Genomic DNA, 24479 nt, shown 5'->3' with positions numbered 1-24479 from the left:
TGAGTCTAGTCTTACCAACTGCACAGGGACAATGTCGCGGCCACATGTCGGTATTCGACGGTAGCGAAGGTGGCAAAGTGCCATTTTGCTTGCAAAACGGTTGCGGAATTGCGTAAAGCCACTCCCGGCAAATGGATCGGCTCACGTGCTCGCCGGAACTTATCTAGGCAACAGCACGGTCAACGTGAAGTGAAGGTTTGAACATGCAGGTTATCGAAACGCTCGCTCAAGGGCTGAAGCGCGAACTCAAGGTCGTTATTCCGGCCGATGAAATGGAAACTCGGATGAACGAGCGTCTGGCCGAGGTGAAGGACCGGGTCCGCATCAACGGCTTCCGCCCCGGCAAGGTGCCGGTTGCGCATCTGAAGAAGGTCTACGGCAAGTCGATCATGGCCGATCTCGTCAACGAGATCGTCCGCGAGAAGCCGACCGAAATCCTGACGAGCCGCGGTGAAAAGTCGGCCACGCAGCCGGAAGTCGCCATGACCGAGGACGAGGCCGAAGCCGACAAGATCCTCAAGGCCGAGGCCGATTTTGAATTCACGCTCGCTTACGAGATCATCCCGGCGATCGAACTCAAGGATTCGAGCGGCATCAAGGTGACCCGCGAAGTCGTCGAGATCGGCGACGACGAGGTCAACGAGCAGATCCTGCGCATTGCCGAAAGCGCCCGCAGCTATGAATCGAAGAAGGGCAAGGCCGCCAACGGCGACCGCGTCACCATCGATTATCTCGGCAAGGTCGACGGCGTCGCCTTTGATGGCGGCAAGGACGAGGACGCCGAACTGGTTCTCGGCTCCAACCGCTTCATCCCCGGCTTCGAAGAACAGCTCGTCGGCGTCAAGGCGGGCGACGAGAAGACGATCACCGTCACCTTCCCGGCAGACTATCCGGCTGCCAATCTTGCGGGCAAGGAAGCAACCTTCGACATCACCGTCAAGGATGTCGCCGGTGCCGCGCCGATCGAGATCAATGACGAACTGGCAACGAAGCTCGGCCTCGAATCGGTCGACAAGCTGAAGGAAATCGTGCGCGGCCAGATCGAAGGCCAATACGGCTCGGTTACCCGCCAGAAGGTCAAGCGTCAGCTGCTCGACCAGCTGGACGAGCTCTACCAGTTCGAGACCCCCGAACGCCTCGTCAACGCCGAATTCGACAACATCTGGCGCCAGATCAACACCGACCTCGAGCAGGCCGGCAAGACCTTCGCCGATGAGGACACGACGGAAGAGGAGGCGCGCGCCGAATACCGCAAGCTCGCCGAGCGCCGCGTTCGTCTCGGCCTCGTTCTTTCCGAAATCGGCGAGAAGGCCGGCGTCCAGGTGAGCGACGACGAAATGCAGCGCTCGCTGTTTGAGCAGCTCCGTCAGTTCCCCGGCCAGGAGAAGCAGATCCTCGACTACTTCAAGAACACCCCCGGTGCCGCCGCTTCGCTGCGCGCGCCGCTCTTCGAAGAGAAGGTCGTCGATCACCTGCTTTCGGAAGTCTCGGTAACCGACAAGACGGTTTCCAAGGAAGCCCTGATGGCCGAGGACGAATCCGAAGACAAGCCGGCAAAGAAGGCGCCCGCCAAGAAGAAGGCCGCTGCCAAGGCCGAAGCTGCCGAAGGCGAAGAGGCCGCGGCTCCGAAGAAAAAGGCTCCGGCCAAGAAGAAGGCCGCCGACGAAGGCGCCGAGTAATTAGCATCGTCCAGAATAGTTAAAGGCCGCCTTCGGGCGGCCTTTTCGTTTGCGCCGAGAAAGCCGCCGAAACCGGCGACATGAATTGCAGAGGCGGGGGGACCTACACTGCTTTGATCTCGCCCATGCGGTTCCAGGCGTCGAGCCCGGCAATCTTGTAGGCCTCCGCAAGGGTCGGATAGTTGAAGGTGTTTTCGACGAAATATTCGACCGTGCCCTTCAGGTTCAGAACCGCCTGGCCGATATGCACGAGTTCGGTGGCGCCTTCGCCGATGATATGCACGCCGAGCAGGCGCCGGGTCTTCAGCGAGAAGATCATTTTCAAGAGGCCCGCATCGAGCCCCATGATGTGGCCGCGCGAGGTCTCACGGAACCGTGCAATGCCGCATTCGTAGGGGATGCCGCGTTCCTTCACTTCCTCTTCGGAAAGGCCGCAGGTGGAGATTTCCGGCACTGCATAGATGCCGTAGGGGAAGTATTTCTGCGGCTCTTTGGCGATCGCGCCGACGGCAACGCGCGCTGCGACACGGCCCTGTTCCATGGAGGTCGAGGCGAGACTTGGAAAGCCGACCACGTCGCCTGCCGCATAGATGTTCGGAACCGCGGTCTGGAATGTTTCCGGATTGACCTTCAGGCGCCCGCGGCTGTCCGCCTCGAGACCGGCGGCCGGGAGATTGAGCGCATCGGTCGCTCCCATGCGGCCGGCGGCAAACAGTACCATTTCCGTTGTGATCTTGCGGCCATTGTCGAGGGTAAGCATGACCTTACCATCGTCGAGACGCTCCACCTTCTCGGCTTTCTGGCCGAGATTGAGTTTCATGTTGCGGTCCCGAAGCTGGTAGGTGAAATCTTCGACGATCTCCTTGTCGATGAAGTCGAGCATGGTCGACTTGGGGTCGATCACCGTCACCTGCGTGTCGAGCGCACTGAAGATCGTGGCATATTCGATGCCGACGACGCCGGCGCCGATGACGACGAGAGAACGCGGCAGGTCCTGGATCTCGAGCAACTCGTCGCTGTCGACGACGGTCTTGCCGTCAAAGGGAATATAGTCCGGCCGAAAGGGCTTCGTGCCGACGGCAAGCAGGATGCTGGTACCGGCAACATGCATGCTCTCGCCGTCGTCCTTGACGATTTCGAGCGTCGTCGGATCGACGAAGCTCGCCTTTCCGCGGATGTGATGGACGCGGTTGCGCGCGAATTGATGCTCCAGCACCTCGACTTCGTGGTTGAGCGTGATGATCAGGCGCTGGCGCAGATCCTCGGCGCTGATCTCCTGCTTCACCCGATAGGAGCGGCCGTAGAAGCCGCGCTCGCGCCAGCCGGAGAGGTTGAGCGCCGTCTCGCGCAGCGTCTTGGACGGAATTGTTCCGGTGTGCACCGAGACGCCCCCGACCCGCTTGCCCTGCTCGATGACGAGCACTTTCCTGCCGAGCTTGGCCGCCTGAATTGCGCCTCTGCGTCCGGCCGGACCGCTGCCGACGACGATAAGATCGAACTGGTTCATGAGCGCTTCCCCTGAGCCAAGCGAGAATCGTTTTTGCAACGCGGCAAACTCGCGCGTGAACATCTATATCGTCAATGGCACGCTTTGATGAAGTGGCAATGCCGCAACGATCTGTCCTGGATGCGTCCGATCGCAAATATCGCTATGCTTCGCACATTCGGCGGAGAGGGAGGACGGACAGGCATGGCGCTCGAGTGGATGAATGGTCCAGCTTCACAGAAAGCGCAAGGCAATGGCGATGCGCCGGCGCTCGAAGCACCGCCGTGCAATCGGCCGGGGGTCGTGGCCGCCGCCGTCTATCAGAACGGCCGACGCGTTCGAGACATCGAAATCGAAGAGGCCGGAGAGTGGCGAAATCGCGAGAACGTCGTCGTTTGGATCGGCCTGCACGAACCGGACAAGCAATTGCTGCGGCAGGTGCAGAAACAATTTGATCTGCATGATCTGGCGATCGAGGACGCCGGCAAGGCGCACCAGCGGCCGAAGCTGGAAATCTACGGCGATGCGATCTTCGTCGTGGCGCGCACGGCCCATATGGTCGAGGACGAGATCGCCTTCGGGGAGACGCATCTGTTCGTCGGGCGGGGCTACGTCGTTTCCGTTCGTCACGGCGCCTCGACGTCCTATATGGCGGTGCGGCAGCGCTGCGAGTCTTCCCCGGCAGCGCTGGCCCATGGCGAGAACTACATCCTCTATTCGATCCTCGACTTCATCGTCGACAACTACATGCCGGTCGTCGAGACGATTCACGGCGAGGTGGAGGAACTGGAGGACCGCCTGCTGCGCTCGCGGTTGGACAAGACACATATCGAACGGCTCTATCTGATGCGGCGCAATCTGCTCAAGCTGCGCAATGCCGTCGTTCCGCTGGTCGACGTCTGCCGCCGGCACGAGCATCTCGAACTGCCGGGCATGGACGCGGCGATGCAGCCGCTCTTCCGAGACGTCACCGATCATGTTCGCCGCGTCCAGGAGGACATAGACGCGCTTCGCGAGGTGCTGGCCTTCACCTTCGAAGCAAGCCTGATGATCGGCCAGTCCGAGCAGACGGAAATCTCCCGCAAGCTTGCCTCCTGGGCGGCGATCCTGGCGGTTCCGACCGCAATCGCTGGGATCTACGGCATGAACTTCGAGGACATGCCTGAACTCCGGTTCCGCTATGGCTACTTCATCGTACTGGCGGTGATCTTCGGACTCTGCGCGACGCTCTATCGGTTCTTCCGGCGGGCGCGCTGGCTTTAAGCAGCCCCTTGGCCTAAAACAGCCGCAGCCCTTTCATGCTGACATGTCCGTCCTTGCCGATGATCACGTGGTCGTGGACGGTGATGCCGAGCGGCTTTGCCGCCTCGGCGATCAGCTTCGTCATCTCGATATCGGCGCGCGACGGCGTCGGATCGCCGGACGGGTGGTTGTGCACCAGAATCAAGGCGGTCGCGGAAAGCTCCAGCGCGCGCTTGACGACCTCGCGCGGATAGACGGGGGTATGGTCGATCGTCCCCTGCTGCTGCACCTCGTCGGCAATCAGCGTGTTGCGCTTGTCGAGAAAGAGGATGCGGAACTGTTCCTTCGTCTCGTGCGCCATCGCGGCATGACAATAGTCGATCACCCCGCTCCAGGAAGACAGGACCTGCTTGTTGCGCAACTCGCTCTTCAGCGTCCGTTGCGCCGCGGTGGCGATGAGCTTGAGGTCGAGAGCAACGGATTCGCCGACGCCCTTGACCTCCTGCAACAGGTGCTGAGGTGCGCCGAACACGCCGGCGAGCGTGCCGAAGCGGGCGAGGAGGTCCTTGGCGATCGGTTTCGTGTCGCGGCGGGGAATAAGGCGGAACAGAATGAGTTCGAGGATCTCGTAGTCGGCGAGTGCCGAATTGCCCTGTTCGCGGTAGCGTGCCCTCAGACGATCGCGGTGGCCGTGATAATGCGCCTCGGCAGTGCCGCCAAGCGTCGAAATCTTGTCCAATTTCCGCGCCTTCTGCGGCGCGAAAAACTGCCGCTCGTCGGCGGTCTCTTCTTCGTCCGGTTCGGGAAAAGGAGGCGGCTTCGTCACGCGGTCCCCAGTGCGCGGACGCCTGGCATGAAAAGGCCGGCCGGCGAAAGCGTGAACACTTCGCAGCCATTCGCCGTAACACCGACGGTGTGCTCGTACTGCGCCGAAAGCGACCGATCGCGCGTCACGGCGGTCCAGCCGTCGGAGAGCACCTTCACATGCGGCCGGCCGAGATTGATCATCGGCTCGATGGTGAAAATCATGCCCTCCCTAAGTTCCGGCCCTTCGCTGGCATTGCCGTAGTGGAGGATGTTCGGAGCATCGTGGAACAGCCGGCCGACGCCGTGGCCGCAGAAGTCCCTGACGACAGAGCAGCGCTCCGATTCCGCATAGGTCTGGATGGCCTCGCCGATCGCTCCGGTGCGGGCGCCGGGCCGCACCGCCGCTATGCCGCGCATCAGGCATTCATGCGTGACTTCGAGCAGCCGTTCGGCGGCGCGCTTGATCTCTCCGACCGGGTACATTCGACTGGAGTCGCCGTGCCAGCCATCGACGACATAGGTGACATCGATGTTGACGATATCGCCTTCGCGCAGCGGCTTGTCGTTCGGTATCCCATGGCAGACGACGTGGTTGATCGACGTACAGGACGACTTGGTATAGCCGCGATAGTTCAAGGTCGCGGGCAGGGCGCCGTGGTCCAAGCCGAACTCGTAGACGAAACGGTCGATCTCTTCCGTCGTCACGCCCGGCCGCACCCTTGACGCTAATTCATCCAGACAGCGTGCCGTCACCTGACAGGCCTTGCGCATGCCTTCGAATCCGTCCGGGCCGTAGAGACGAATGACGCCCGTATTCTTGTAGGGGGCAGCGCCGGCCTCGATGTAAGTTACCATTCCAAGACTTTCGATGTTTCAGGCGGTTTTCTTAAATCAGCATGGACCGGTTCGTCCACTATCATCGCTCCGGCCGGCACGATCTCGAAGGGCGACACGGAGCATCGGATCGCATAGGCTTCGACGCCGCGTTGAGCCGCCCGTTCGAATGCGCGAGCATAAACCGGATCGAGGTCGCGGCATATCCGCAAGACGCCGCAGTCGTTTCTTTGAACAAGATAGAGCATGATCGCCCGGTGTCCCGCCTCGACCATGTCGCCCAGCTCTTCGAGGTGCTTGGCGCCGCGCTCGGTCGGGCTGTCCGGAAACTCCGCCAGGGCCGCGGCGCGGCTGAAGTGGACATTCTTCACCTCGACATAGGCAAGACCTTTCACCGGATCGCTGAGCAGAATGTCGATTCTTGAATTGCGCCCATATCTCTGCTCGCGGCGGAGCGTTTCATAGGTGTGAAGGTCGCTGACCAATCCGGCGGCGATCGCCTCCTCGGCGAGCCGGTTTGGCAGGCCGGTATTGATGCCCACCAGCGTGCCGTCCGCCTCGACGATCTCCAGCATGTGGCGATATTTGCGCGTCGGAGAGTCGTGCTCAGACAGCCAGATCGCCGATCCCGGCGCCGTCAGCCCGCGCATCGAGCCTGTATTCGGGCAAGAGCCTGTGATCCGCGTGCCGTCGGCAAGATCTGCATCGAAGAGAAAGCGCTTGTAGCGCTGCAAGAGCGTTGCCTGAACGAGCGGACGGGAAAACTTCACGATGCTTTCCGCGTCTCAGGCACGTACGCGCACGAAGGATCCCGGCGCCTCTTCGATGGAGTTGAGGGGCCCTCCGGGCTTGCGGGCCGGAACGCGCCGCTTGTCGAGCCGTTCGACCCAGTCCTGCCAGTGCGGCCACCAGGAGCCTGGCGTTTCCTTGGCCTTGTCCATCCACTCTTCGAGATCGCCTTTTGGGGGGCCGCCGGTCCAGAACTGGTATTTGCTCTTGTCCGGCGGGTTGACGACGCCGGCGATGTGGCCCGAGCCGGACAGAACGAAGGTGACCTTGCCGCCGAAGGACGCGCTGCCGAGGAAGACCGACTTCGCCGGCGCGATGTGATCCTCCTTGGTCGCCAGGTTGTAGATCGGGATCTTCACGTCGCCGAGCGATACCTTGCGTCCGGCAAGCTCCATCTCGCCCTTGGCGAGCCTATTCTCGAGATAGCAATTGCGCAGATAGAAGGAGTGGTTGGCGGCGGGCATCCGCGTCGAATCGGAGTTCCAGTAGAGCAGGTCGAAGGGCAGGGGATCCTGGCCCTTGAGATAATTGTTTACGAAATAGGGCCAGATCAGCTCGGAAGCGCGAAGCATGTTGAATGCGGTCGCCATTTTCGAGCCTTCCAGATAGCCGGTCTTGCTCATATTGGCTTCGAGCTGCTCTATCTGTTCGTCGTCGACGAAGACCTTGAGGTCGCCCGCATAGGTGAAATCCACCTGAGTGGTGAAAAGCGTCGCCGAGCGGATCCGGTCGTCGCCTTCGGCGGCATGGAGCGCCAGCGTGGCGGCGAGCAGCGTGCCGCCGACGCAATAGCCGATCGCATTCACCTCGCGCTCGCCGGTTGCCTGTTCGATCGTATCGAGCGCAAAGCCGACGCCTTCGCGCGCATAGGCTCCCCAGTCCTTGCGGGCGTGGCGCTCGTCCGGATTGACCCAGGAGATGACGAAGACCGTATGACCCTGATCCACCGCCCATTTGATGAAGGACTTCTGAGGGTTGAGATCGAGCACGTAGTATTTGTTGATCCAGGGCGGGCAGATCAGCAGCGGCCGCTTCAGCACCGTTTCGGTACTCGCTTCGTACTGGATGACCTGGCAGATATCGGATTGCGCAATCACCTTGCCGGGGGTGATCGCAATGTTCTCGCCGATGGCGAATTTGCTGGTATCCGTTTGCCTGAGCCGGAGCTCGCCGCGCCCGGCGGCAATGTCCTCGGCGAGCATCTGCATGCCCTTGACGAGATTCGCCCCGCTGGACGCCACCGTCTCTCTATAGAGTTGCGGATTGGTGGTGATGAAATTGCTTGGAGAAAGCGCGCTGGAGATCTGGCGGACATAGAAGGCGGCCTTGTGCCGGGTGTGGTCGTCGAGCCCCTCGGCCTCCTTGACCATGTTCTCCGCCCAGTCGGATGTCACGAAATAGGCCTGGCGAATGAAGTCGAAAAACGGGTTCTTCACCCAGTCCTCGTCGGCAAAACGCTTGTCGTTGCGTTGCAGCTTCTCCGATTCGGCGACATCTTCACCGGCCATCCGGTGCAATGTCCGCGACCAGATGTCGAAGAAGCTCCCCATCAGATGCGTCTGCGCCTCCAGCGTCCGTCGCGGATCGGAGAGCCAGTATTCGGAGACTTTGGAGAGCGTCTTGACCATGTCGGAGACGGGCTCGGCATAGGTGTCTTTTTTCTCGCCGGTCTCCCGCGGCGCCAGCCATGCGGACGCCGCCTTTCCCATCTGTTCGACGGCGCGGGCCAGGTTGATGGCCAGGTTCTGGGGGTCCTTGACGATATAGGGCTCGACCGATTTTGGGTCGAAGCCCACATAGCCGCCCTTGCCCGTGGTGTCCTCGGCCTTGTCTGATGTCACCCGGCGTCCTCCACAGCACGTTGTTTGTTTTGTATTTTTACATTCTGCCCGAAAATGATTACAAGGGCTAGCGCATCGTCGCACCCTAAAAAGCAGAGGTCATCGCCAGCATGCTCGTCGTCGCAAACCAGCGTTCGCTTTCCCGGATTTCCGGGTTGATTCTTGCAGGCATGCTTGCCGGATGCAATTCGACGGCGGATCTCGCCACCTATCCTTCGGTTTATGGGCAGAAGCCTGCGGCCATGCAGCAGATGACCGACGACGAGGCGGTCAACATGCAGGGGCGGCTGACGGCGCTTGCCGCCCAGCGCAGATCCGGCGCCATCTCCGAAGCGGAGTATCAGCGCCGTCTGAAGGAATTGCAGTTGCTGGCCGAACAACACGGGCCCCAAGCGCTGAAACAGATCGAGAATTAGCACTTGCCTTTCTGGTGATTTGGCCGCAAAGCGTTGAATGGCCGCAATGACGGCCATTCACCCCGCGCATGTTGAGCGATTGCCGACGAGGCCCAAAAACGCGCGCCAAATGAGGTCTGGAGATGGAAGAGTTTCATAAAGTCCGGCGTTTGCCGCCCTATGTTTTCGAACAGGTCAACCGTTTGAAAGCAAGCGCGCGAGCCGCCGGTGCTGACATCATCGACCTCGGCATGGGCAATCCCGACCTTCCAACCCCGCAGTCGATCGTCGACAAGCTTTGCGAGGTGGTGCAGGACCCGCGCACCCATCGCTATTCCTCGTCCAAGGGTATTCCGGGGCTGCGTCGCGCCCAGGCGGCCTATTATGCCCGCCGTTTCGGTGTCAAGCTCAATCCCGAGACCCAGGTCGTCGCGACACTCGGCTCGAAGGAAGGCTTTGCCAACATGGCGCAGGCGATCACCGCGCCGGGCGACGTGGTCCTGTGTCCTAACCCCACCTATCCGATCCACGCTTTCGGCTTCCTGATGGCCGGCGGCGTCATCCGCTCGATCTCGGTGGAGCCGGACGAGAGCTTCTTCCCGCCGCTCGAGCGGGCCGTGAAGCACTCGATCCCGAAGCCTCTGGCGCTGATCCTCAATTATCCGTCCAACCCGACGGCCCAGGTCGCGACGCTCGATTTCTACAAGGACGTCATCGCATTTGCGAAGAAGCACGACATCATCGTGCTGTCGGACCTCGCCTATTCGGAAATCTATTTCGACGACGTGCCGCCGCCCTCAGTTCTGGAAGTGCCGGGCGCGATCGACGTGACGGTCGAATTCACCTCGATGTCGAAGACCTTTTCGATGCCCGGCTGGCGCATGGGCTTCGCCGTCGGCAACGAGCGGCTGATCGCGGCGCTGACGCGGGTCAAGTCCTATCTCGACTACGGCGCCTTCACGCCGATCCAGGTGGCCGCGACGCAGGCGCTGAACGGCGACGGCAGCGACATCGCCGAGGTCCGCAACATCTACAAGCGCCGCCGTGACGTGATGGTCGACAGCTTCGGCAAGGCCGGCTTCGAAGTGCCGCCGCCGCCGGCGACGATGTTTGCCTGGGCGAAGATCCCCGAAAAATTTCGTCATCTCGGCTCGCTTGAGTTTTCCAAACTGCTTGTCGAAAAGGCGGATGTCGCGGTCGCTCCGGGCATCGGCTTCGGCGAGCAGGGCGACGACTATGTGCGGCTGGCGCTCGTCGAAAACGAGCACCGCATCCGCCAGGCGGCGCGCAACATCAAGCGCTTCCTGTCGACGGCGGATGAGACGATGCACAATGTCGTCTCGCTGAATGCACACCGGTAACGGAGAAGCCGGCTTTCGCGCAAAACGGCCCCGCCAGCCCGGCGGGGCGCCTTCTACATGTTAGGAACTTGCTATGGCAGATGCCCTTAAAATCGGCATTGCGGGCTTGGGGACGGTCGGTGCCTCGCTCGTGCGGATTCTCCAGGAACGTCACGAGATGCTGGCAACGACGTGCGGAAGGCCGATCGAGCTTGTCGCCGTGGCGGCAAGGGATCGCACGAAGGACCGCGGCGTTGATCTTTCGAAGACCGCCTGGTTCGAGAATGCCGTGGCGCTCGCTTCCGAGGCGGACATCGATGTCTTCGTCGAGTTGATGGGCGGGGCCGGGGATCCGGCCTATTCCTCGGTCAAGGCGGCGCTCGAGCGCGGTATCCATGTGGTTACCGCCAACAAGGCGCTGCTTGCCAAACATGGGATCGAACTCGCCGGCATCGCCGAGGAAAAGGGCGCGCTGCTCAACTACGAGGCAGCGGTCGCCGGCGGCATTCCGGTCATCAAGGCGCTTCGTGAATCGCTCACCGGTAATACCGTCTCGCGCGTCTACGGGATCATGAACGGGACCTGCAACTACATCTTGACCAAGATGGAGAAGGAGGGGCTGACTTTCGACGCCTGCCTGAAGGAAGCGCAGCGTCTTGGCTACGCCGAGACGGATCCGTCCTTCGACATCGAGGGCAACGACACCGCCCATAAGCTCTCTATCCTGACCAGCCTCGCCTTCGGCACCGCAATCGCCGCCGACGACATCTACCTGGAAGGCATCACCAATATTTCGATCGAGGATATCCAGGCGGCCGCCGACCTTGGCTACCGCATCAAGCTGCTGGGCGTGGCGCAGCGCACCGAGAGCGGTATCGAGCAGCGCGTCCATCCGACGATGGTGCCCTACGATTCCGTCATCGCCCAGGTCGACGGGGTGACGAACGCGGTCGCAGTCGAGTCCGACATTCTCGGCGAACTGCTGATGGTCGGCCCAGGCGCCGGCGGCAACGCGACGGCCTCGGCCGTGCTTGGCGACATTGCCGACATCGCCAAGAGCCGCCCGGGCGCCCAACACGTGCCGGCCTTCGGGAGACCTACCACGGCGCTGCTGCCCTACAAGCGCGCCCGGATGCAGAGCCACGAGGGCGGCTACTTCATCCGCCTGAAAGTGGTCGATCGCACCGGCGTCTTCGCCAACATTGCCGGCCATATGGCGGAGAACGACATCTCGCTCGAATCGATCATGCAGCATTCAAAGCATTACGCGGATCCTGCCGAACCGAAGACGATCATTCTGGTGACACATGCGACGCACGAAGCTTCGGTGCGCAAGGCGATCGTCTCGATCAAGAGCGAGGGCTATCTCGTCGGAGAGCCGCAGGTGATCCGCATCGAGCGGCCCAAGGACTGGTGACCCCGCTCTTGCATTAAATCTGTTGAGAAACCGCTCCGGCATGCCTGTCGCAGGCCGGAGCGCCCGGCCTGCCGGTTTTTCCGCCCCAAAATATTCGTTAAGAACGAATGGAGTTCGGGCGGACGGGTAGCATGGACGTATTGGCGGATCCGATAGAGCGGGCATTTCTCGGCGTCGAACGCTCGGTCAGCGGTCAGCGCTGGGTCTCGCGCCTGGATCAGGCCGGGCAGAACCGGGCGTTGGCAATCAGCCAGGTGCACGGCTATTCGGAGCTGATTGCACGGGTACTGGCCGGCCGCGGCATCGGCTTGGATGATGCGGCACGGTTTCTCGATCCGACGCTCCGCGCGTTGATGCCCGACCCGGACGTGCTTACCGATTGCCGCAAGGCCGCGGAGCGGCTCTCCGGTGCCATTCGCCGGGGCGAGAAGGTCGCGATATTCGGCGATTACGACGTCGACGGTGCGGCCTCCTCGGCACTGATGCTTCGGTTCCTGCGCCATTTCGACATTCAGGCCGAGATTTATATTCCTGATCGCATTTTCGAGGGCTACGGGCCGAACCCGCAGGCGATCGAGCAACTGATTGGCAACGGGGCCGGTCTGATCGTCACCGTCGACTGCGGTTCTACAAGCCATGAGTCGCTGGCCGTCGCCGCCGAACGTGGGATCGACGTGGTGGTCATCGATCACCACCAGGTTGGCGCAACGCTTCCGCCGTGCCACGCCCTCGTCAATCCGAATCGCGAGGACGATTTGTCCGGGCAGGGGCATCTCTGTGCCGCCGGCGTGGTCTATCTGGTGCTTGTCAATACGTTGCGGGTGCTGCGGCTTGAGGGGAATGCGCGTGCCGGCAGCTTTGATCTGCTGTCACTCCTCGACCTGGTTGCGCTCGCCACGGTCTGCGACGTCGTGCCACTCAAGGGGCTGAACCGAGCCTATGTCGTCAAGGGATTGATCGCGGCGCGCCACATGGGCAATAGCGGCCTGGCAGCCCTGCTGCGCAAGGCTGCGATCGGTGGCCCGGTGACGCCCTATCATCTGGGCTTCCTGATCGGCCCGCGCATCAATGCGGGCGGGCGGATCGGCGATGCGGCCCTCGGTAGCCGCCTCCTGACCCTCGACGACGCCACGGCGGCCGAGGTGATCGCCAGCCAGCTCGACGAGCTCAATCGCGAGCGGCAGGCGATGGAGGCAGCAATGCTTGCCGAGGCCGAGGCCGAAGTGCTTGCAGAGTACGGTACGGGCGAGGGGGCCTCGGTCATCGTCACCGCCAGGGAAAGCTGGCACCCCGGCATCGTGGGCCTGATAGCGGCGCGCATCAAGGAGAAGTTCCGCCGCCCGGCCTTTGCCATCGCCTTTGACCCGAGCGGCCGCGGCACGGGTTCCGGCCGATCGATCACCGGGTTCGATATGGGCAGACTCGTTCGCGCGGCCGTCGACAATGGCCTCCTCGTCAAAGGGGGTGGGCATGCCATGGCCGCCGGCTTGACGGTCGAGCGCGCCAATCTCGGGCGGCTGCGCCAGTTTTTCGAGGAGCGCGCCGAGAACCCGGTGCGGGAACTGGTGGCCGTCGAGACCCTCAAGCTCGATGGTGCACTGGCAGCGGCCGGAGCGACGCTCGATCTCGTCGACCTTCTCGACCAGGCAGGCCCCTATGGCTCGGCCCATCCGCAACCGGTCTTCGCCTTTCCCCAGCATCGTCTGCGCGACAGCCGCCAAGTCGGCGCCAACCATGTCAAGGTTACGCTCGAGGGTCACGACGGCAGCCGCATCGACGGCATCGCTTTCCGGGCGAAGGAAACGCCGCTCGGCGATCTCCTGCTCGGCAATCGCGGTTCGACAGTGCACGTCGCGGGCTCGGTGTCGGCGGATCTCTGGCAGGGAACGCGCCGCGTGCAACTGCGCGTGACGGACGCGGCAAAGGCAAGCTGATAACGTTCATCCGCGATAGGGTTGCTAAGCCGGATCAACCGGTTGTGCAATTTGTTTGAGGAGATTTCTGAGGATCGTAATGGCACGCCCAACGGGACTCGAACCCGTGTTTCCGCCGTGAAAGGGCGGCGTCCTAGACCGCTAGACGATGGGCGCCTGCTGCAGCGACCTTGTGCCTGCGAAAGCGCGCGGTGCCGTAAGACAAGGCGGCTTATAGAGAGCGCGCCGGATTCTCGCAAGTGAGCAGGAGCCGCAAAGTTCGATTTTTCTTCTGAAAATTGAACATTCAATTGGGCTGGGCCGTCTCAAGCTTTCGACCTATAGCGCAAGCCCCACGGATGTCGGGAAAACTCTTCAATGAAAAGAATATTTGGTACGCCCAACGGGACTCGAACCCGTGTTACCGCCGTGAGAGGGCGGCGTCCTGACCGCTAGACGATGGGCGCCTGAGACGAAGCGTCAGCAACATACTATGAAAAGGACGAAATGGGGAAGAGGAGGAAGAGCGCGCGAACGATATTGCCGCTCGCCTTGCTTTGAGGAGCTTTCTTGGTGAGCGGCTGCCCCTGTTCGCCATCTCGTGAAGGCTCGCCCGGGGGCATGGGACACTCTTCACTGGCGAGGAGCGAAGCAAGGCAGTATCATGGCAAGTCGCCCGGCGGGGACACAGCTATGGCAACGCTCAGCTTCAAACCTTTCTGTCTCGTTCTACTCCTTGGATTTCCCACAGGAGCGCAATCAGCAACGGCCGATGGACCTGCCCAGGACATGGTCGAACTGCGTGCGTCTGGCCCTGCGGATGCGCCGATCAACCAGATACCCCCGTTGACCGCGGGTGCACGCGCAAGGAACGCCACACCGGAGAAAATACTCCTCGCGGAGGAGGAGGCAGTCGATACGCCCAAAAACGGCACGCAACTGGCTGGTGGCAAGCTGGAGGAAATTCTCCGCCGCGCTTTGGCGGCGGCGAAAAGGGACCTCGAGGCGATGCGCCGTGTCGCCGAGAAGCAGCGCCAGAGAGCCGACACACTCGAGCGTGATCTGACGATGATGCTTGAAGTCGCCGAAGAGTTGGAGGCCAAGGCCGCTGGAGCAATGCGGTCAAAGGCGGCCGCACTCAGGGCGCGGGACGCAGCGGAAGCGTTGCTGGTTGATGCGAGACGGGCACTCGCTGAGGCGCAGCGAAAACAGGAAGCCTACGAGCGCGATCTTACGCAGGCCCGTCCGTCGGCCGCCGTCCCGGAGGCTGGCGGCAGTTTGGCAGCCGCAGAGAAGGCTGCCGCCGTGCAGGCCCGCCAGAATGCCGAGGCTGCGGCGAGGCGGGCGGGTGAAGAGCTCGCATCGGAACGTGAGAAGGCACGGTCGCTCGCTCGGGAGCTCGACGCTGTTCGCCAGGAACGCGACGCCGCGATACTCGCAGCGAAACAGCGGGCGAAGGAGAATGAGCGCGATCTTGCGCAGGCCCGTCAGTCCGCCGCGGCCCAGGAAGCTGGCGTCAGTTTGGCAGCGGCGGAGAAGGCTGCCGCCGTGCAGGCCCGCCAGGTCGCTGAAGACGCGGCAAGGCGGGCGGTTGAAGAGCTGACGTTGCAACGCGAGAAGGCACGGTCGCTCGCTCGGGAGCTCGACGGCCTTCGCCAGGAACTCGACGCCGCAACACTCGCAGCGAAACAGCGGGCGGAGGAGGGTGAGCGCGATCTTGCGCAGGCCCGCCAGTCGGCTGCGACCCAGGAGGCTGGCGTCAGGTTGGTAGCGGCGGAGAAGGCTGCCGCCGTGCGGGCCCGCCAGATTGCCGAAAATGCGGCAAGGCAGACTGGCGAAGAGCTTGCATTGGAACGTGAGAAGGCACGGTCACTCGCTCGGCAGCTCGACAGCCTTCGCCGGGAACGCGACGCCGCGATACTTGCAGCGAAACAGCGGGCGACGGAGAATGAGCGCGATCTTGCGCAGGCCCGTCAGTCAGCCGCGAGCGAGGAGGCTGGCGCCAGTCTTGCAGCGGCAGAAAGGGCTGCCGCCGTGCAGGCCCGCCAGATTGCCGAGGCTGCGACGAGGCGGATTAGCGAAGAGCTCGCATCGGAACATGAGAGGGCACGTGCGCTCGCTCGGCAGCTCGACAGCCTTCGCCAGGAACGCGACGTCGCGATACTCGCAGCGAAACAGCGGGCGACGGAGAATGAGCGCGATCTTGCGCAGGCCAGTCAGTCGGCCGCGAGCGAGGAGGCTGGCGCCAGTCTTGCAGCGGCAGAAAGGGCGGCCGCCGTGCAGGCCCGCCAGGTTGCCGAGGCTGCGACGAGGCGGATTAGCGAAGAGCTCGCATCGGAACGTGAGAAGGCACGTGCGCTCGCTCGGGAGCTCGAGGCTGTTCGCCAGGATCGCGACGCCGCAATACTCGCAGCGAAACAGCGGGCGGAGGAGGATGAGCGCGAACTCACCAAAGCCAGCCAATCGTCCGCTGCCCCGGAATTGGACGCCAACTCGGCAGCGGCGGAGAAGGCGGCCATCGTGCTGGCGCGCCAAGTGGCGGAGACCGCGGCAAGTCGGGCTGCCAACCAGCTCGCATTGGAGCGCAAGAAGGCACGGTCGCTCGCTCGCGAGCTCGACTCCGTCCGCGAGGAACGCGACGCGACAAAGAAGCAATTGAACCGGATCTTGGCGGCACAACGGCGTGGGTCGGAGGAAGCGCGCGATCGGGGCACCGGCCGCGAGCGTGCGGCGGAGCCGATGGAAAATGGCGCCCGCAAGAACCGTAATTCGCGCCGCGAGGTGGTGATCCAGCCTATGCCGGAGGCGCTGCCCGATGCGCTCCTCCCCAGACGTCTGGTGCCCGGCCTATGGTAAGGAGCGAGGATTGATATGCGAAGATGAGGACGTTGGCGATGCGCACTCATACGTCTGCCACATTCCTTGTTGCCTTTGCGCTGGCGCTGGCGCCGGCTCTTGAGTTTGGCGAGGTTGGAAAATTCCGCAGTGTCGGGGTCATCGCCGCCCCGGGTGGCACAGGTGGCGGCTCGTCAAAAACCAGCACCGCTGGCGGGACAAACGCCGGAGCGTCGGCCGGCGCAAAAGCGGGAAAAAGCAGTGGCGCTGCAAGCAATCAAGGGACATCGGTGGGAAGTGGTGTGGCGAGTGGCGGGAGTGGCGGCTCGCCAGGGACGAGTGCCGGAGGCGGAACGAAGGCCGGAGCCTCGGCCGGCGTAAAGGCTGGGAAAAACAGTGGGACCAGCGGCAATGTCGGCCATAAGAGTGGCGGCAAACTGACGGGTGCCGGCAGACGAGCCGCGGTGCCGAAAGGCAAGGGAGCGCCTCCTGCTTCGAGCGGTGCTTTGGCTGGTCCGGTCGTAGGCGCTGGAACTCCAAAGAAGAGCAGCACGCCAAACAGTGTCCGTGCACGAGCGATTGCTGGCATTGCTCCCGCGACGGGCGCGTCGCCATCCGTCGGACTGCCTTCTGCCCTTTGGCCCGTAAAGATTCGGCTCGGCGAGCGCGGCGAATACGAGCAAGGTATTTTTGGCAATCCCGTGACGGACCCAATGATAACGGGAGCGATTTCGGATGGGGCGGGCGGCGTGGTTCGTGCTTGCCTCCAGGCGATCACCTCGGCTGCGCTGCCGCTTGGCGCCGTGCGTATACGCGCGACCAGCGCCGGCCCTCTCGTCCGCCAACGCGACGGCGCGCTCATAGCTCCAATTACTGTGCGGATTGAATATGCAGCAGGGGGCCTCGTCGAGGTCCGTCAGGCGCGCGTCAGATGCCATCTCGACTCGAACGGCTTGGTCGTTGTCGTGACCTAAGCGTAGCGGAGCCAGGGGGGCGCCGTCGTGCTTAGCTGCGCATTGCGAGTCGAGGCCGTGAATGGCGTTGGGCCTCCCTCCACCATCAAAAGGCGTACTGCGGTTTTGACAGCCAGACAGGCTAGAATGCCTGGTCGACGTACCAGGAAAAGGACCACAGCCATGCACATGATCAGAATGCTCGGCGCCGCCGTGCTTTTTCTCGCCGGTCCAGCCTTCGCGGCCGACTTGCTGCCAGAACCGGTGTCGCCGGTCAGCCACGGCGTTTCGCCGGCCGATCAGCCGACCGTCGACCGCTGCAACGAGGCAATCGCCCAGTGGGCCGCGCCGTACAATCCGGCTGCCATCGACACAAGTCTGACCGAGCCTGTGCGCGCAGGCGCTGCCGGCGAGCGGATAGCCACGCTCGACGTCAAGATCGACTACGAGCGCGAGGGCGCCATCGAGCCGCGCTCGGCGACCATCGCCTGCACGGTGGCGTCGGACGGAGAGGTCAGCGTCGCTGTCGTCAAACAGGGATAGGCGAAAGAAAGCCGAGGCGACGTGCGTCTGCGGCTCGCCTGCCGTCGGCGTAGGTTCAGAGGCGGCGCAGTGGCCGATAGCTTCCCCGCTCTTTGAGGAAAGGCTGCGGGAGTTTCTGCATCTAAACTGAAATATTTAGAAAATGGCACGCCCAACGGGACTCGAACCCGTGTTTCCGCCGTGAAAGGGCGGCGTCCTAGACCGCTAGACGATGGGCGCCCAAGACAGGGCGGCTTATAAAAGGCGCTTGGGAATTCTGCAAGTCGTCTGAAACAATATTTTTTATTTTCTGCCGAGATTGAAAAGCATCGGTGCAGAGGATTGTCACACACAAAACACAGATGCGTGACGAATGAAAATGTCAAAGTATCCGCAAGTATTGGAGAAGAAGAATGGCACGCCCAACGGGAATCGAACCCGTGTTTCCGCCGTGAAAGGGCGGCGTCCTAGACCGCTAGACGATGGGCGCCCAAGACGAAGTGGCTTATAGAGAGCACTTCGGATTCCCGCAAGCGGCAAATCTCACTTTTTCTCAGAAAATTTACATCGCGGTCGCGCCATTCCTCAGCCGTTACGACGGCGGCAGCGCCAATTCCAATCGCGCTGCCGGCCGATGTCGATATGCACGGATTCGGTGTGGCAATAGGTGCCGACGCCGCCGCGGCCGGGCAGGCTTCTGAGATATTCGGCGAGATCCCACTTGCTGACGCCTTTGACCTGGATGTCAGCCGCTTCGCAACGCGTGTGAAGCGATTGGCGTTTCCGGTTGACCTTGATTGGCCGAAGCCCCGACGTGACCATCACCTTTTGACCGTAATGCCGCTCGACGCTCTTCAGCATCTGGAGAAGCGCCGGCTTGAAGCAGCCGGTTTCGACGCTCTCCGTCTGCAGGATGAGGCCGCTTGGCGCCAGACGGGCGAGACCGGAGAGATTGGCAACCTCGATCGGCGCGTCGTCCTCTTCACCCGCATGGTCGGCATGGTCCCTGTTGAACAGCGGATTGAGCTTGACGCCGGGAAGCGCGGTATAGGCGAGCGATGCGACCTGAGGTTCAGCCGCGTTCGCGGCAGTGATCGTCCGCTTCTCGGCGCCGCCGGCGTTGCCCTCAGCGGCCATCCGCAGCTTCGGCTTGCGTTTGGCGGCAAAGAGACTTGCGAGCGTCCAGCTCTTGCCCGTGCGCTGCTGGTCCTTCCCGTCGTCCTCGGGGGAGGTGGGCTGAGTGGCGGCCGCCACGGGCGGCGTCACCTGTCCGGCGGATGCGACTTCAACCGCCTGTGGAGGACCGGATGTTTGATCGCGGCGCGCCGCCTGCGCGCTCGTGGGCAAGGGGACGGCGGCGGGAAGATCTGCAGCGCGGGCAGTGCTTTCCGTATCGGGCTGGGCCTTTGCCGGAATTGCGTTGCTCGCGCCTTCCTGGTCCGGCAAGACAGGCGCTGCCGCCGGCTGAGCGCCGGTGAAAAGACTGTTGTTCGTTGCATTGACGCCGGGCTGAGCATCGCCGCCCGAAGTTTCCGAGGTTTGGGCGGCGCTTGCAGGCGCGGTCCCCGCGGCGGGCGACTGCCCGTAAATGCTCGACGCGGTGGCATTGAGGCCGGTGCTTTGCATCGTCAGCCCCCGGCGCAGGGCGGCTGAATCCGCCTGGGCGGCCGGATCGTCTGTTTGCTGTTGAGCGCCGACGCCGGATGCGGCGGCCTGGTCATCTGGGCGACCGTCTTCCGCGTTCGGCGTCGTCATGCTCGCTGGAGCTGCGGCTTGCGGCGATTCGACCGAATTGGGGCTCTCGCTCTCCGCAACCGCCGAGACGCAACCGGCGAGCGTAAGGAGTGATACGGAGAACGCCGCGGCGCGTCCGATCGAAAGGAGCGCGCGTTTTGAATTCAGCTGTTGCAACGTCTTATCCCCGCTCTCCGTGCATATCCCCGGTTATCGTGGATCATGCGCAAGTCTCGGCTCCGAAACATTGTTCGGAACAGACAACTTTTCTCTCGCGGCGAGAAGTTCTCCCGCCACGGGAAGGTCAGGCCAAGTAAGGGCGCCGCAAATGATTGCGAAGCATAGCCCCGTTTCAACTATGGCGCGGAAATTAGTGGATACCGCGCAATTTGTAAACTGGCGCTAACCTTCCGCCCACGATCACATGCGAAAGCCCGGCGCGTTGGCCGGGCTTTGATCGTCAGTCGACTCTTTTGATCTTCGCATTCGGTCCTGTGCCGACCTTGGGCGCTCGGGATTGTGCGAGGCTTACCAGGTGCCGGTGTTGGCCATGGAGGCCCAGGGCTCCTCAGCGGAGAGGTGTTCTCCCTTCTGCAGAATCTCGATCGAAATACCGTCGGGCGAGCGGACGAAGGCCATGTGACCGTCGCGGGGCGGTCGATTGATCGTCACGCCATTATCCATCAGGTGCTTGCAAAAGGCGTAGATGTCATCGACCTCATAGGCGAGGTGACCAAAGTTGCGTCCGCCGGTATAGTCCTCGGTGTCCCAGTTGTAGGTCAGTTCCAGGCAGGGCGATACCTCTGCCTTGGCGCGGTCGAGGTCGCCGGGTGCGGCGAGGAAGACGAGGGTGAAGCGGCCTTTCTCGTTCTCGTATCGGCGAATTTCCTGGAGTCCGAATAATGTGCAGTAGAAATGGAGAGCCTTGTCGAGGTCCCTTACACGAACCATCGTGTGCAGATAGCGCATTGGATTGTCCCTGTTTTGCAGAAGATGGCGTATACTTAAGGGACAGCAAGCCAGAGGCAAGCCTGCGGCCCCATAAATGACCTCGGCCAATTTATGTCGAGGGACTTGCGCATGCGCAGCGGGACGATGTTATTCTGGTCCATAAGAATCAGTTAACCGTATCGAGAGTTGCGCGTAACGAGGGGCTGGGAGAATGGCGGACAGAACATCTTCAAAAGGCGTCATCGAGAATGACGGCCTTGGCAATGACGCTCTCGATCTCATCGAGATCACCGGCGTCATCAAGTGGTTCGACGTCGCCAAGGGTTTCGGCTTCATCGTTCCCGACAACGGCATGCAGGATGTTCTGCTGCACGTTACCTGCCTAAGGCGCGACGGCTATCAGACTGTGCTCGAGGGCGCGCGGGTCGTGGCGCTCGTGCAAAAGCGCGAGCGCGGTTACCAGGCCTTCCGTATCCTCTCCATGGATCAGTCGACCGCGGTTCACCCTTCGCAGCTCCCGCCGGTGCGCACCCATGTCCAGGTCACGCCGACGAGCGGACTCGAACGGGTTCTGGTGAAGTGGTTCAACCGCACCAAGGGTTTCGGCTTCCTGACGCGCGGCGAGGGCACCGAGGATATCTTCGTGCATATGGAAACGCTGCGCCGGTTCGGATTGACGGAACTGCGCCCCGGCCAGGTGGTGCTGTGCCGCTTCGGTGACGGCGAGAAGGGCCTGATGGCTGCGGAGATCCACCCGGACGGTCCCACACCGAGCAATCGGTCGCATTGATGCGCATGCTTCGCGACTTTCTTGCGAGAAGCGCCATTGCGGCGCTTTTTTTGTTGTCGCTGTTCGTCGCGTCGCACGCCGCGGATCTCACCTTCGAGAAGGACAGAATCCGGCTTCTCACCAGTGGCGGGAGGGCCCATGACCTGATCGTGGAACTGGCGATCGACCCGGAGCAGCGCGAACAGGGCCTGATGCACCGCCGCCAGCTGGCGGCGGACCACGGCATGCTGTTCGATTTCGGCGAGACGCGGCGGGTGATGATGTGGATGCGGAATACCTATCTGCCGCTCGACATGCTCTTCATCGTCGCGGACGGCACCGTCGCAACCATTCATGAGAACGCCGTCCCGCTGTCCGAAGCGATCATCGATTCGAAAGAACCGGTCGCCTTCGTGCTGGAGCTCAACGCCGGAACGGTGAAACGCCTCGGAATAAGGCCCGGCGACCGGATTACGGGCGCACGCATGCCGGCCGCCGCGCGCTAAGCGCGTCGCATTCGCGGGTACTCATTAGACACGCCTTAGGTCTTTGGTTTAGTGCATGTCGTTTTCCCAAAGCCGCTGCACATTTTTGGGCGCCATGCACGAGATCTGCACTGCCGCCGCTTCCAAATTTGCTGTTGCAGGTGGGAGGCGAAGCGTGTATCTCCGCCTTCGTCGGCTCGGAGTGTAGCGCAGTCTGGTAGCGCATCTGGTTTGGGACCAGAGGGTCGGGAGTTCGAATCTCTCCACTCCGACCATTTAAGCCCTTGATTTTTCCATCGGCTAGAGGCCAGCGGGCAGTAGACGACGCCCCCGCCGGTGAGGGCGGGACATCGTGGCGCCCGGCCATCGCGGCAAGGGCGGCAGGCGCTTGAAAAAGCTGTAATTTCCTGACGCAAGTCATTCCGTTTTAAATCATTCTGCGCTAAGGGAAGACGGAGCATGGGGCAAAACTGCTCGCAGGCAGGATTTCGGCTTGCCAGCGATCCGGAAGAAACCGTGCTCAAAGCCGAAAGACGACAGCGACGTCGCGCATCCGGATGATGCGCCGGCGTCGAGATGAAAGACGGGAGCCGTTTGAAAGCAATGTCCGCGAAGATCTATCGTCCCGCGAAGACAGCCATGCAGTCCGGCAAGGCCAAGACGCATCTGTGGGTCTTGGAGTTCGATCAGGAAAAGCCGCGCACCATCGACCCGATCATGGGCTACACGAGCTCCGGTGACATGCGGCAGCAGTTGCGGCTAACCTTCGAGACCGCCGAGCAAGCGATCGCCTATGCCGAACGCAACGGCATCGAATACCGCGTCATCGCGCCGAAGGACGCGACGCGCAAGAATGTGTCCTATTCGGACAATTTCCGTTTCAACCGGATGCAGCCCTGGACCCATTGAAGGCCCGGGCGAACCGGCCTGACGGCCCCTTAGCTCAGCTGGATAGAGCACCTGCCTTCTAAGCAGGTTGTCGCAGGTTCGAGTCCTGCAGGGGTCGCCATACCACCATCTAAGTACATGATTTCATTTAAGGTGCGACCGAGCAGGGTTATAGGTGCGACCTACATTCTGTTCGCAAGGCGTTCCGAAGCGGCCTTCGCGAGGCGCTTCCTATCCGCTTCCTTCGTGTAGACCTCGGCCATCGCGAGCCGGGTCCAGCCGTACATTGCCATCAACTCATGAGCCGTCGCGCCCTCGTCGGCGGCTATCGTAGCGCCCGCCTTCCTGAGCCCATGCGCTCGGCACTCATCAGGCAGGCCCGCGGCCTTGCACTGCTTCGCGAATCAATTCCCGAATGATGCTCCAGAACTGAACGGCTTTCCCGTCGAGGTCGTGAGGAATGCCAGGTCTCCTGTCGGTGTTGCCTCGATTGATTCGAGCAGTTGTTTGAAGACGGGCAGGTATACCCAGGCACCCGTTTTTCCGGTCCGAAGGGAGATCACGCCGTCCTTGAGGTGCTGCCGGCCGACGAGAACCGCGTCGGATCTGCGCAATCCGAGGAAGAGCAGAATGTCGATCGCCAGCCGTGGCTTTGTCCCGAGCTTATGATGAGCCCGGTATTTCTCGACCTGATCGACCGTCCATGGGTGGAAGCCGTCCGACTTTACGGAAACCTTGCTGACGCCGATTACCGGATTGACTTCCATGTGCTCGGCCTCGACCGCCCACTTGAAGAGGTGGCTGAACGTCTTCAGGAGATTATTTGCGGCGTTCGGCGTGGCGGCGCGCTTGTCCATCGCCTTCTTGATGTGCGCCTTCGTGATTCGCCCGTACTCGCCATCGGCATTCTTCGGGGATGGCGGATGATGATATGAACGGAAATGATCCACACCGCACCTATACAGATGCAGTGACGGCACAGCTCGGCGAAAGGGTGACGAACCTAGGACGCCGGCAGACAGACCTTGAGGCGGAGATGCGAACCGGCTTCAAGCAAATGGAATCTGCGGTTGGCGCTTGCCGCCGAGATGCGCAATTCCGTGGCCTCTCTGTCATCGACACTCGCAGAACGCAACCGTCCACAATGGCAGGCCCTTGGCGTCGCATTGAGCTTCTGCACGATTCTCGGTGCGCTCGCCTATTGGGCGATCAACAGTGCGACCAGCGACCTGAAGGCCTCTGTCGCCATCCTAAACGAAAAGATGGTGACGCAGAAGGAAATGGAGTGGCGATCGGCGCGCGGCGCCGAGGACAGGATGCAGCAGCAGGCCATGCTGAAGGATTTGCGCGACGCACAGGTGCCTCGCCAGGAGCTTGACCGCGTTTGGACGAGCTACGATCAGCGCTTCTCCGATTATCAGCGGCAGATCGACGAGGTGAAGCAGGCGCAGGGCAGCGTCTACAGCCAGCGCGACATCATTCTCGACCTGAAGGAAAACCAGCAGCGGCTGGAGCGGGAGATCGCCAGGCTCATGGCAGCAAGCGGCGGTGCGGTGGAGCGATGATTGCTGCGCTCCGTCACAACTAACGAACAACACG

The 24479-nt window shown here is 62.1% G+C and carries 20 protein-coding genes and 6 tRNA genes; 15 read left to right on the top strand and 11 right to left on the bottom strand.

Translation table 11 applies throughout. The features are described from left to right. The first annotated feature begins 203 nt into the window (after positions 1 to 203). The gene (gene tig / locus CO664_RS09075) at positions 204 to 1679 is read left to right on the top strand and encodes a trigger factor (protein ID WP_037422852.1); all 1476 of its coding nucleotides are present in this window, start codon (positions 204 to 206) and stop codon (positions 1677 to 1679) included. 103 nt (positions 1680 to 1782) lie between these two features. On the opposite strand, the gene sthA is transcribed toward tig, so the two are convergent. Further along, positions 1783 to 3186: a Si-specific NAD(P)(+) transhydrogenase gene (gene sthA, locus CO664_RS09070; RefSeq protein WP_037422849.1), complete on the bottom strand. Its 1404-nt coding sequence runs from the start codon at positions 3184 to 3186 to the stop codon at positions 1783 to 1785. A gap of 198 nt (positions 3187 to 3384) precedes the next feature. Here sthA and CO664_RS09065 point away from each other — a divergent pair, with 198 nt between their 5' ends. Beyond that, positions 3385 to 4428: a magnesium and cobalt transport protein CorA gene (locus tag CO664_RS09065; protein ID WP_050988323.1), complete on the top strand. Its 1044-nt coding sequence runs from the start codon at positions 3385 to 3387 to the stop codon at positions 4426 to 4428. Between the two features lie 13 nt (positions 4429 to 4441). Here CO664_RS09065 and radC read toward each other — a convergent pair whose 3' ends face one another. From radC to phaC, 4 genes are read right to left on the bottom strand one after another with little or no spacing between them, the layout of a single operon-like run. Next, positions 4442 to 5233 carry a DNA repair protein RadC gene (radC, locus tag CO664_RS09060; RefSeq protein ID WP_097526742.1) on the bottom strand — a complete coding sequence of 264 codons (792 nt, stop codon included), beginning with the start codon at positions 5231 to 5233 and terminating at the stop codon, positions 4442 to 4444. After that, a complete protein-coding gene (gene map / locus CO664_RS09055) occupies positions 5230 to 6069 on the bottom strand; it encodes a type I methionyl aminopeptidase (RefSeq protein ID WP_037422843.1) in 840 nt (279 codons plus the stop codon). The genes radC and map overlap by 4 nt, the downstream gene beginning before the upstream one ends. Continuing rightward, positions 6063 to 6818 (bottom strand): DNA/RNA nuclease SfsA, encoded by a 756-nt coding sequence (gene sfsA / locus CO664_RS09050; protein WP_037422841.1) that lies wholly within the window; start codon positions 6816 to 6818, stop codon positions 6063 to 6065. The genes map and sfsA overlap by 7 nt, the downstream gene beginning before the upstream one ends. Positions 6819 to 6833: 15 nt before the next feature. After that, positions 6834 to 8678 carry a poly(3-hydroxyalkanoate) polymerase subunit PhaC gene (gene phaC, locus CO664_RS09045; RefSeq protein WP_037422837.1) on the bottom strand — a complete coding sequence of 615 codons (1845 nt, stop codon included), beginning with the start codon at positions 8676 to 8678 and terminating at the stop codon, positions 6834 to 6836. Positions 8679 to 8788: 110 nt separating this feature from the next. Here phaC and CO664_RS09040 point away from each other — a divergent pair, with 110 nt between their 5' ends. The 4 genes from CO664_RS09040 (at position 8789) to recJ (ending at position 13764) form a co-directional block, all read left to right on the top strand. Beyond that, a complete protein-coding gene (locus CO664_RS09040) occupies positions 8789 to 9094 on the top strand; it encodes an SHOCT domain-containing protein (protein WP_097526741.1) in 306 nt (101 codons plus the stop codon). 122 nt (positions 9095 to 9216) lie between these two features. After that, positions 9217 to 10434, top strand: a complete 1218-nt coding sequence (locus CO664_RS09035; protein WP_012707954.1) for an LL-diaminopimelate aminotransferase — start codon at positions 9217 to 9219, stop codon at positions 10432 to 10434. Between the two features lie 73 nt (positions 10435 to 10507). Beyond that, positions 10508 to 11830 (top strand): homoserine dehydrogenase, encoded by a 1323-nt coding sequence (locus tag CO664_RS09030; protein ID WP_097538480.1) that lies wholly within the window; start codon positions 10508 to 10510, stop codon positions 11828 to 11830. A gap of 131 nt (positions 11831 to 11961) precedes the next feature. Further along, positions 11962 to 13764 (top strand): single-stranded-DNA-specific exonuclease RecJ, encoded by a 1803-nt coding sequence (recJ, locus tag CO664_RS09025; protein WP_097538479.1) that lies wholly within the window; start codon positions 11962 to 11964, stop codon positions 13762 to 13764. 80 nt (positions 13765 to 13844) lie between these two features. Here recJ and CO664_RS09020 read toward each other — a convergent pair. Both CO664_RS09020 and CO664_RS09015 read right to left on the bottom strand, forming a co-directional pair. Next, a tRNA-Glu gene (locus CO664_RS09020) sits at positions 13845 to 13920 on the bottom strand. A gap of 215 nt (positions 13921 to 14135) precedes the next feature. Then, positions 14136 to 14210, bottom strand: a tRNA-Glu gene (locus CO664_RS09015). Positions 14211 to 14532: 322 nt separating this feature from the next. Here CO664_RS09015 and CO664_RS09010 point away from each other — a divergent pair. Together CO664_RS09010 and CO664_RS09000 are read left to right on the top strand one after the other, a co-directional pair. After that, positions 14533 to 16599, top strand: coding sequence for a hypothetical protein (locus tag CO664_RS09010; protein WP_234820148.1), 2067 nt, complete (start codon positions 14533 to 14535; stop codon positions 16597 to 16599). 1115 nt (positions 16600 to 17714) lie between these two features. After that, entirely contained in the window at positions 17715 to 18074 is a 360-nt protein-coding gene (locus CO664_RS09000; RefSeq protein WP_037422823.1) for a hypothetical protein, read from the top strand. A 143-nt stretch (positions 18075 to 18217) separates the two neighbouring features. On the opposite strand, the gene CO664_RS08995 is transcribed toward CO664_RS09000, so the two are convergent. The 4 genes from CO664_RS08995 to CO664_RS08980 form a co-directional block, all read right to left on the bottom strand. After that, positions 18218 to 18293, bottom strand: a tRNA-Glu gene (locus CO664_RS08995). Between the two features lie 174 nt (positions 18294 to 18467). Further along, positions 18468 to 18543: transfer RNA gene (locus tag CO664_RS08990), tRNA-Glu, on the bottom strand. 95 nt (positions 18544 to 18638) lie between these two features. Continuing rightward, positions 18639 to 19964, bottom strand: a complete 1326-nt coding sequence (locus CO664_RS08985) for a YcbK family protein (RefSeq protein WP_097538476.1) — start codon at positions 19962 to 19964, stop codon at positions 18639 to 18641. Positions 19965 to 20315: 351 nt separating this feature from the next. Continuing rightward, positions 20316 to 20756, bottom strand: a complete 441-nt coding sequence (locus CO664_RS08980; RefSeq protein ID WP_037384441.1) for a VOC family protein — start codon at positions 20754 to 20756, stop codon at positions 20316 to 20318. 193 nt (positions 20757 to 20949) lie between these two features. Here CO664_RS08980 and CO664_RS08975 point away from each other — a divergent pair, with 193 nt between their 5' ends. The 7 genes from CO664_RS08975 to CO664_RS08940 all read left to right on the top strand — a co-directional run bounded on the left by CO664_RS08975 (position 20950) and on the right by CO664_RS08940 (position 24445). After that, entirely contained in the window at positions 20950 to 21528 is a 579-nt protein-coding gene (locus CO664_RS08975; RefSeq protein ID WP_097538475.1) for a cold-shock protein, read from the top strand. After that, positions 21528 to 22013: a DUF192 domain-containing protein gene (locus tag CO664_RS08970; protein ID WP_097538474.1), complete on the top strand. Its 486-nt coding sequence runs from the start codon at positions 21528 to 21530 to the stop codon at positions 22011 to 22013. The genes CO664_RS08975 and CO664_RS08970 overlap by 1 nt, the downstream gene beginning before the upstream one ends. 177 nt (positions 22014 to 22190) lie before the next feature. After that, positions 22191 to 22267: transfer RNA gene (locus CO664_RS08965), tRNA-Pro, on the top strand. Positions 22268 to 22595: 328 nt separating this feature from the next. Beyond that, entirely contained in the window at positions 22596 to 22901 is a 306-nt protein-coding gene (locus tag CO664_RS08960; protein ID WP_037422809.1) for an ETC complex I subunit, read from the top strand. Between the two features lie 23 nt (positions 22902 to 22924). Continuing rightward, positions 22925 to 23001, top strand: a tRNA-Arg gene (locus CO664_RS08955). A 382-nt stretch (positions 23002 to 23383) separates the two neighbouring features. Further along, on the top strand, positions 23384 to 23815 hold the full coding sequence (locus CO664_RS30945; RefSeq protein WP_210201046.1) for a hypothetical protein: 432 nt from the start codon (positions 23384 to 23386) through the stop codon (positions 23813 to 23815). Between the two features lie 135 nt (positions 23816 to 23950). Next, positions 23951 to 24445: a hypothetical protein gene (locus tag CO664_RS08940; RefSeq protein ID WP_234820146.1), complete on the top strand. Its 495-nt coding sequence runs from the start codon at positions 23951 to 23953 to the stop codon at positions 24443 to 24445. The last annotated feature ends 34 nt before the right edge of the window (positions 24446 to 24479 follow it).

Origin of the sequence: Sinorhizobium sp. NG07B, from assembly GCF_002532005.1 — a bacterium.
In the GTDB taxonomy this organism is placed as follows: Bacteria; Pseudomonadota; Alphaproteobacteria; order Rhizobiales; family Rhizobiaceae; genus Sinorhizobium; species Sinorhizobium fredii_C.
The sequence above is the reverse complement of the archived record's forward strand: the minus strand, read 5'-3'. Positions and strand labels throughout refer to the sequence as shown.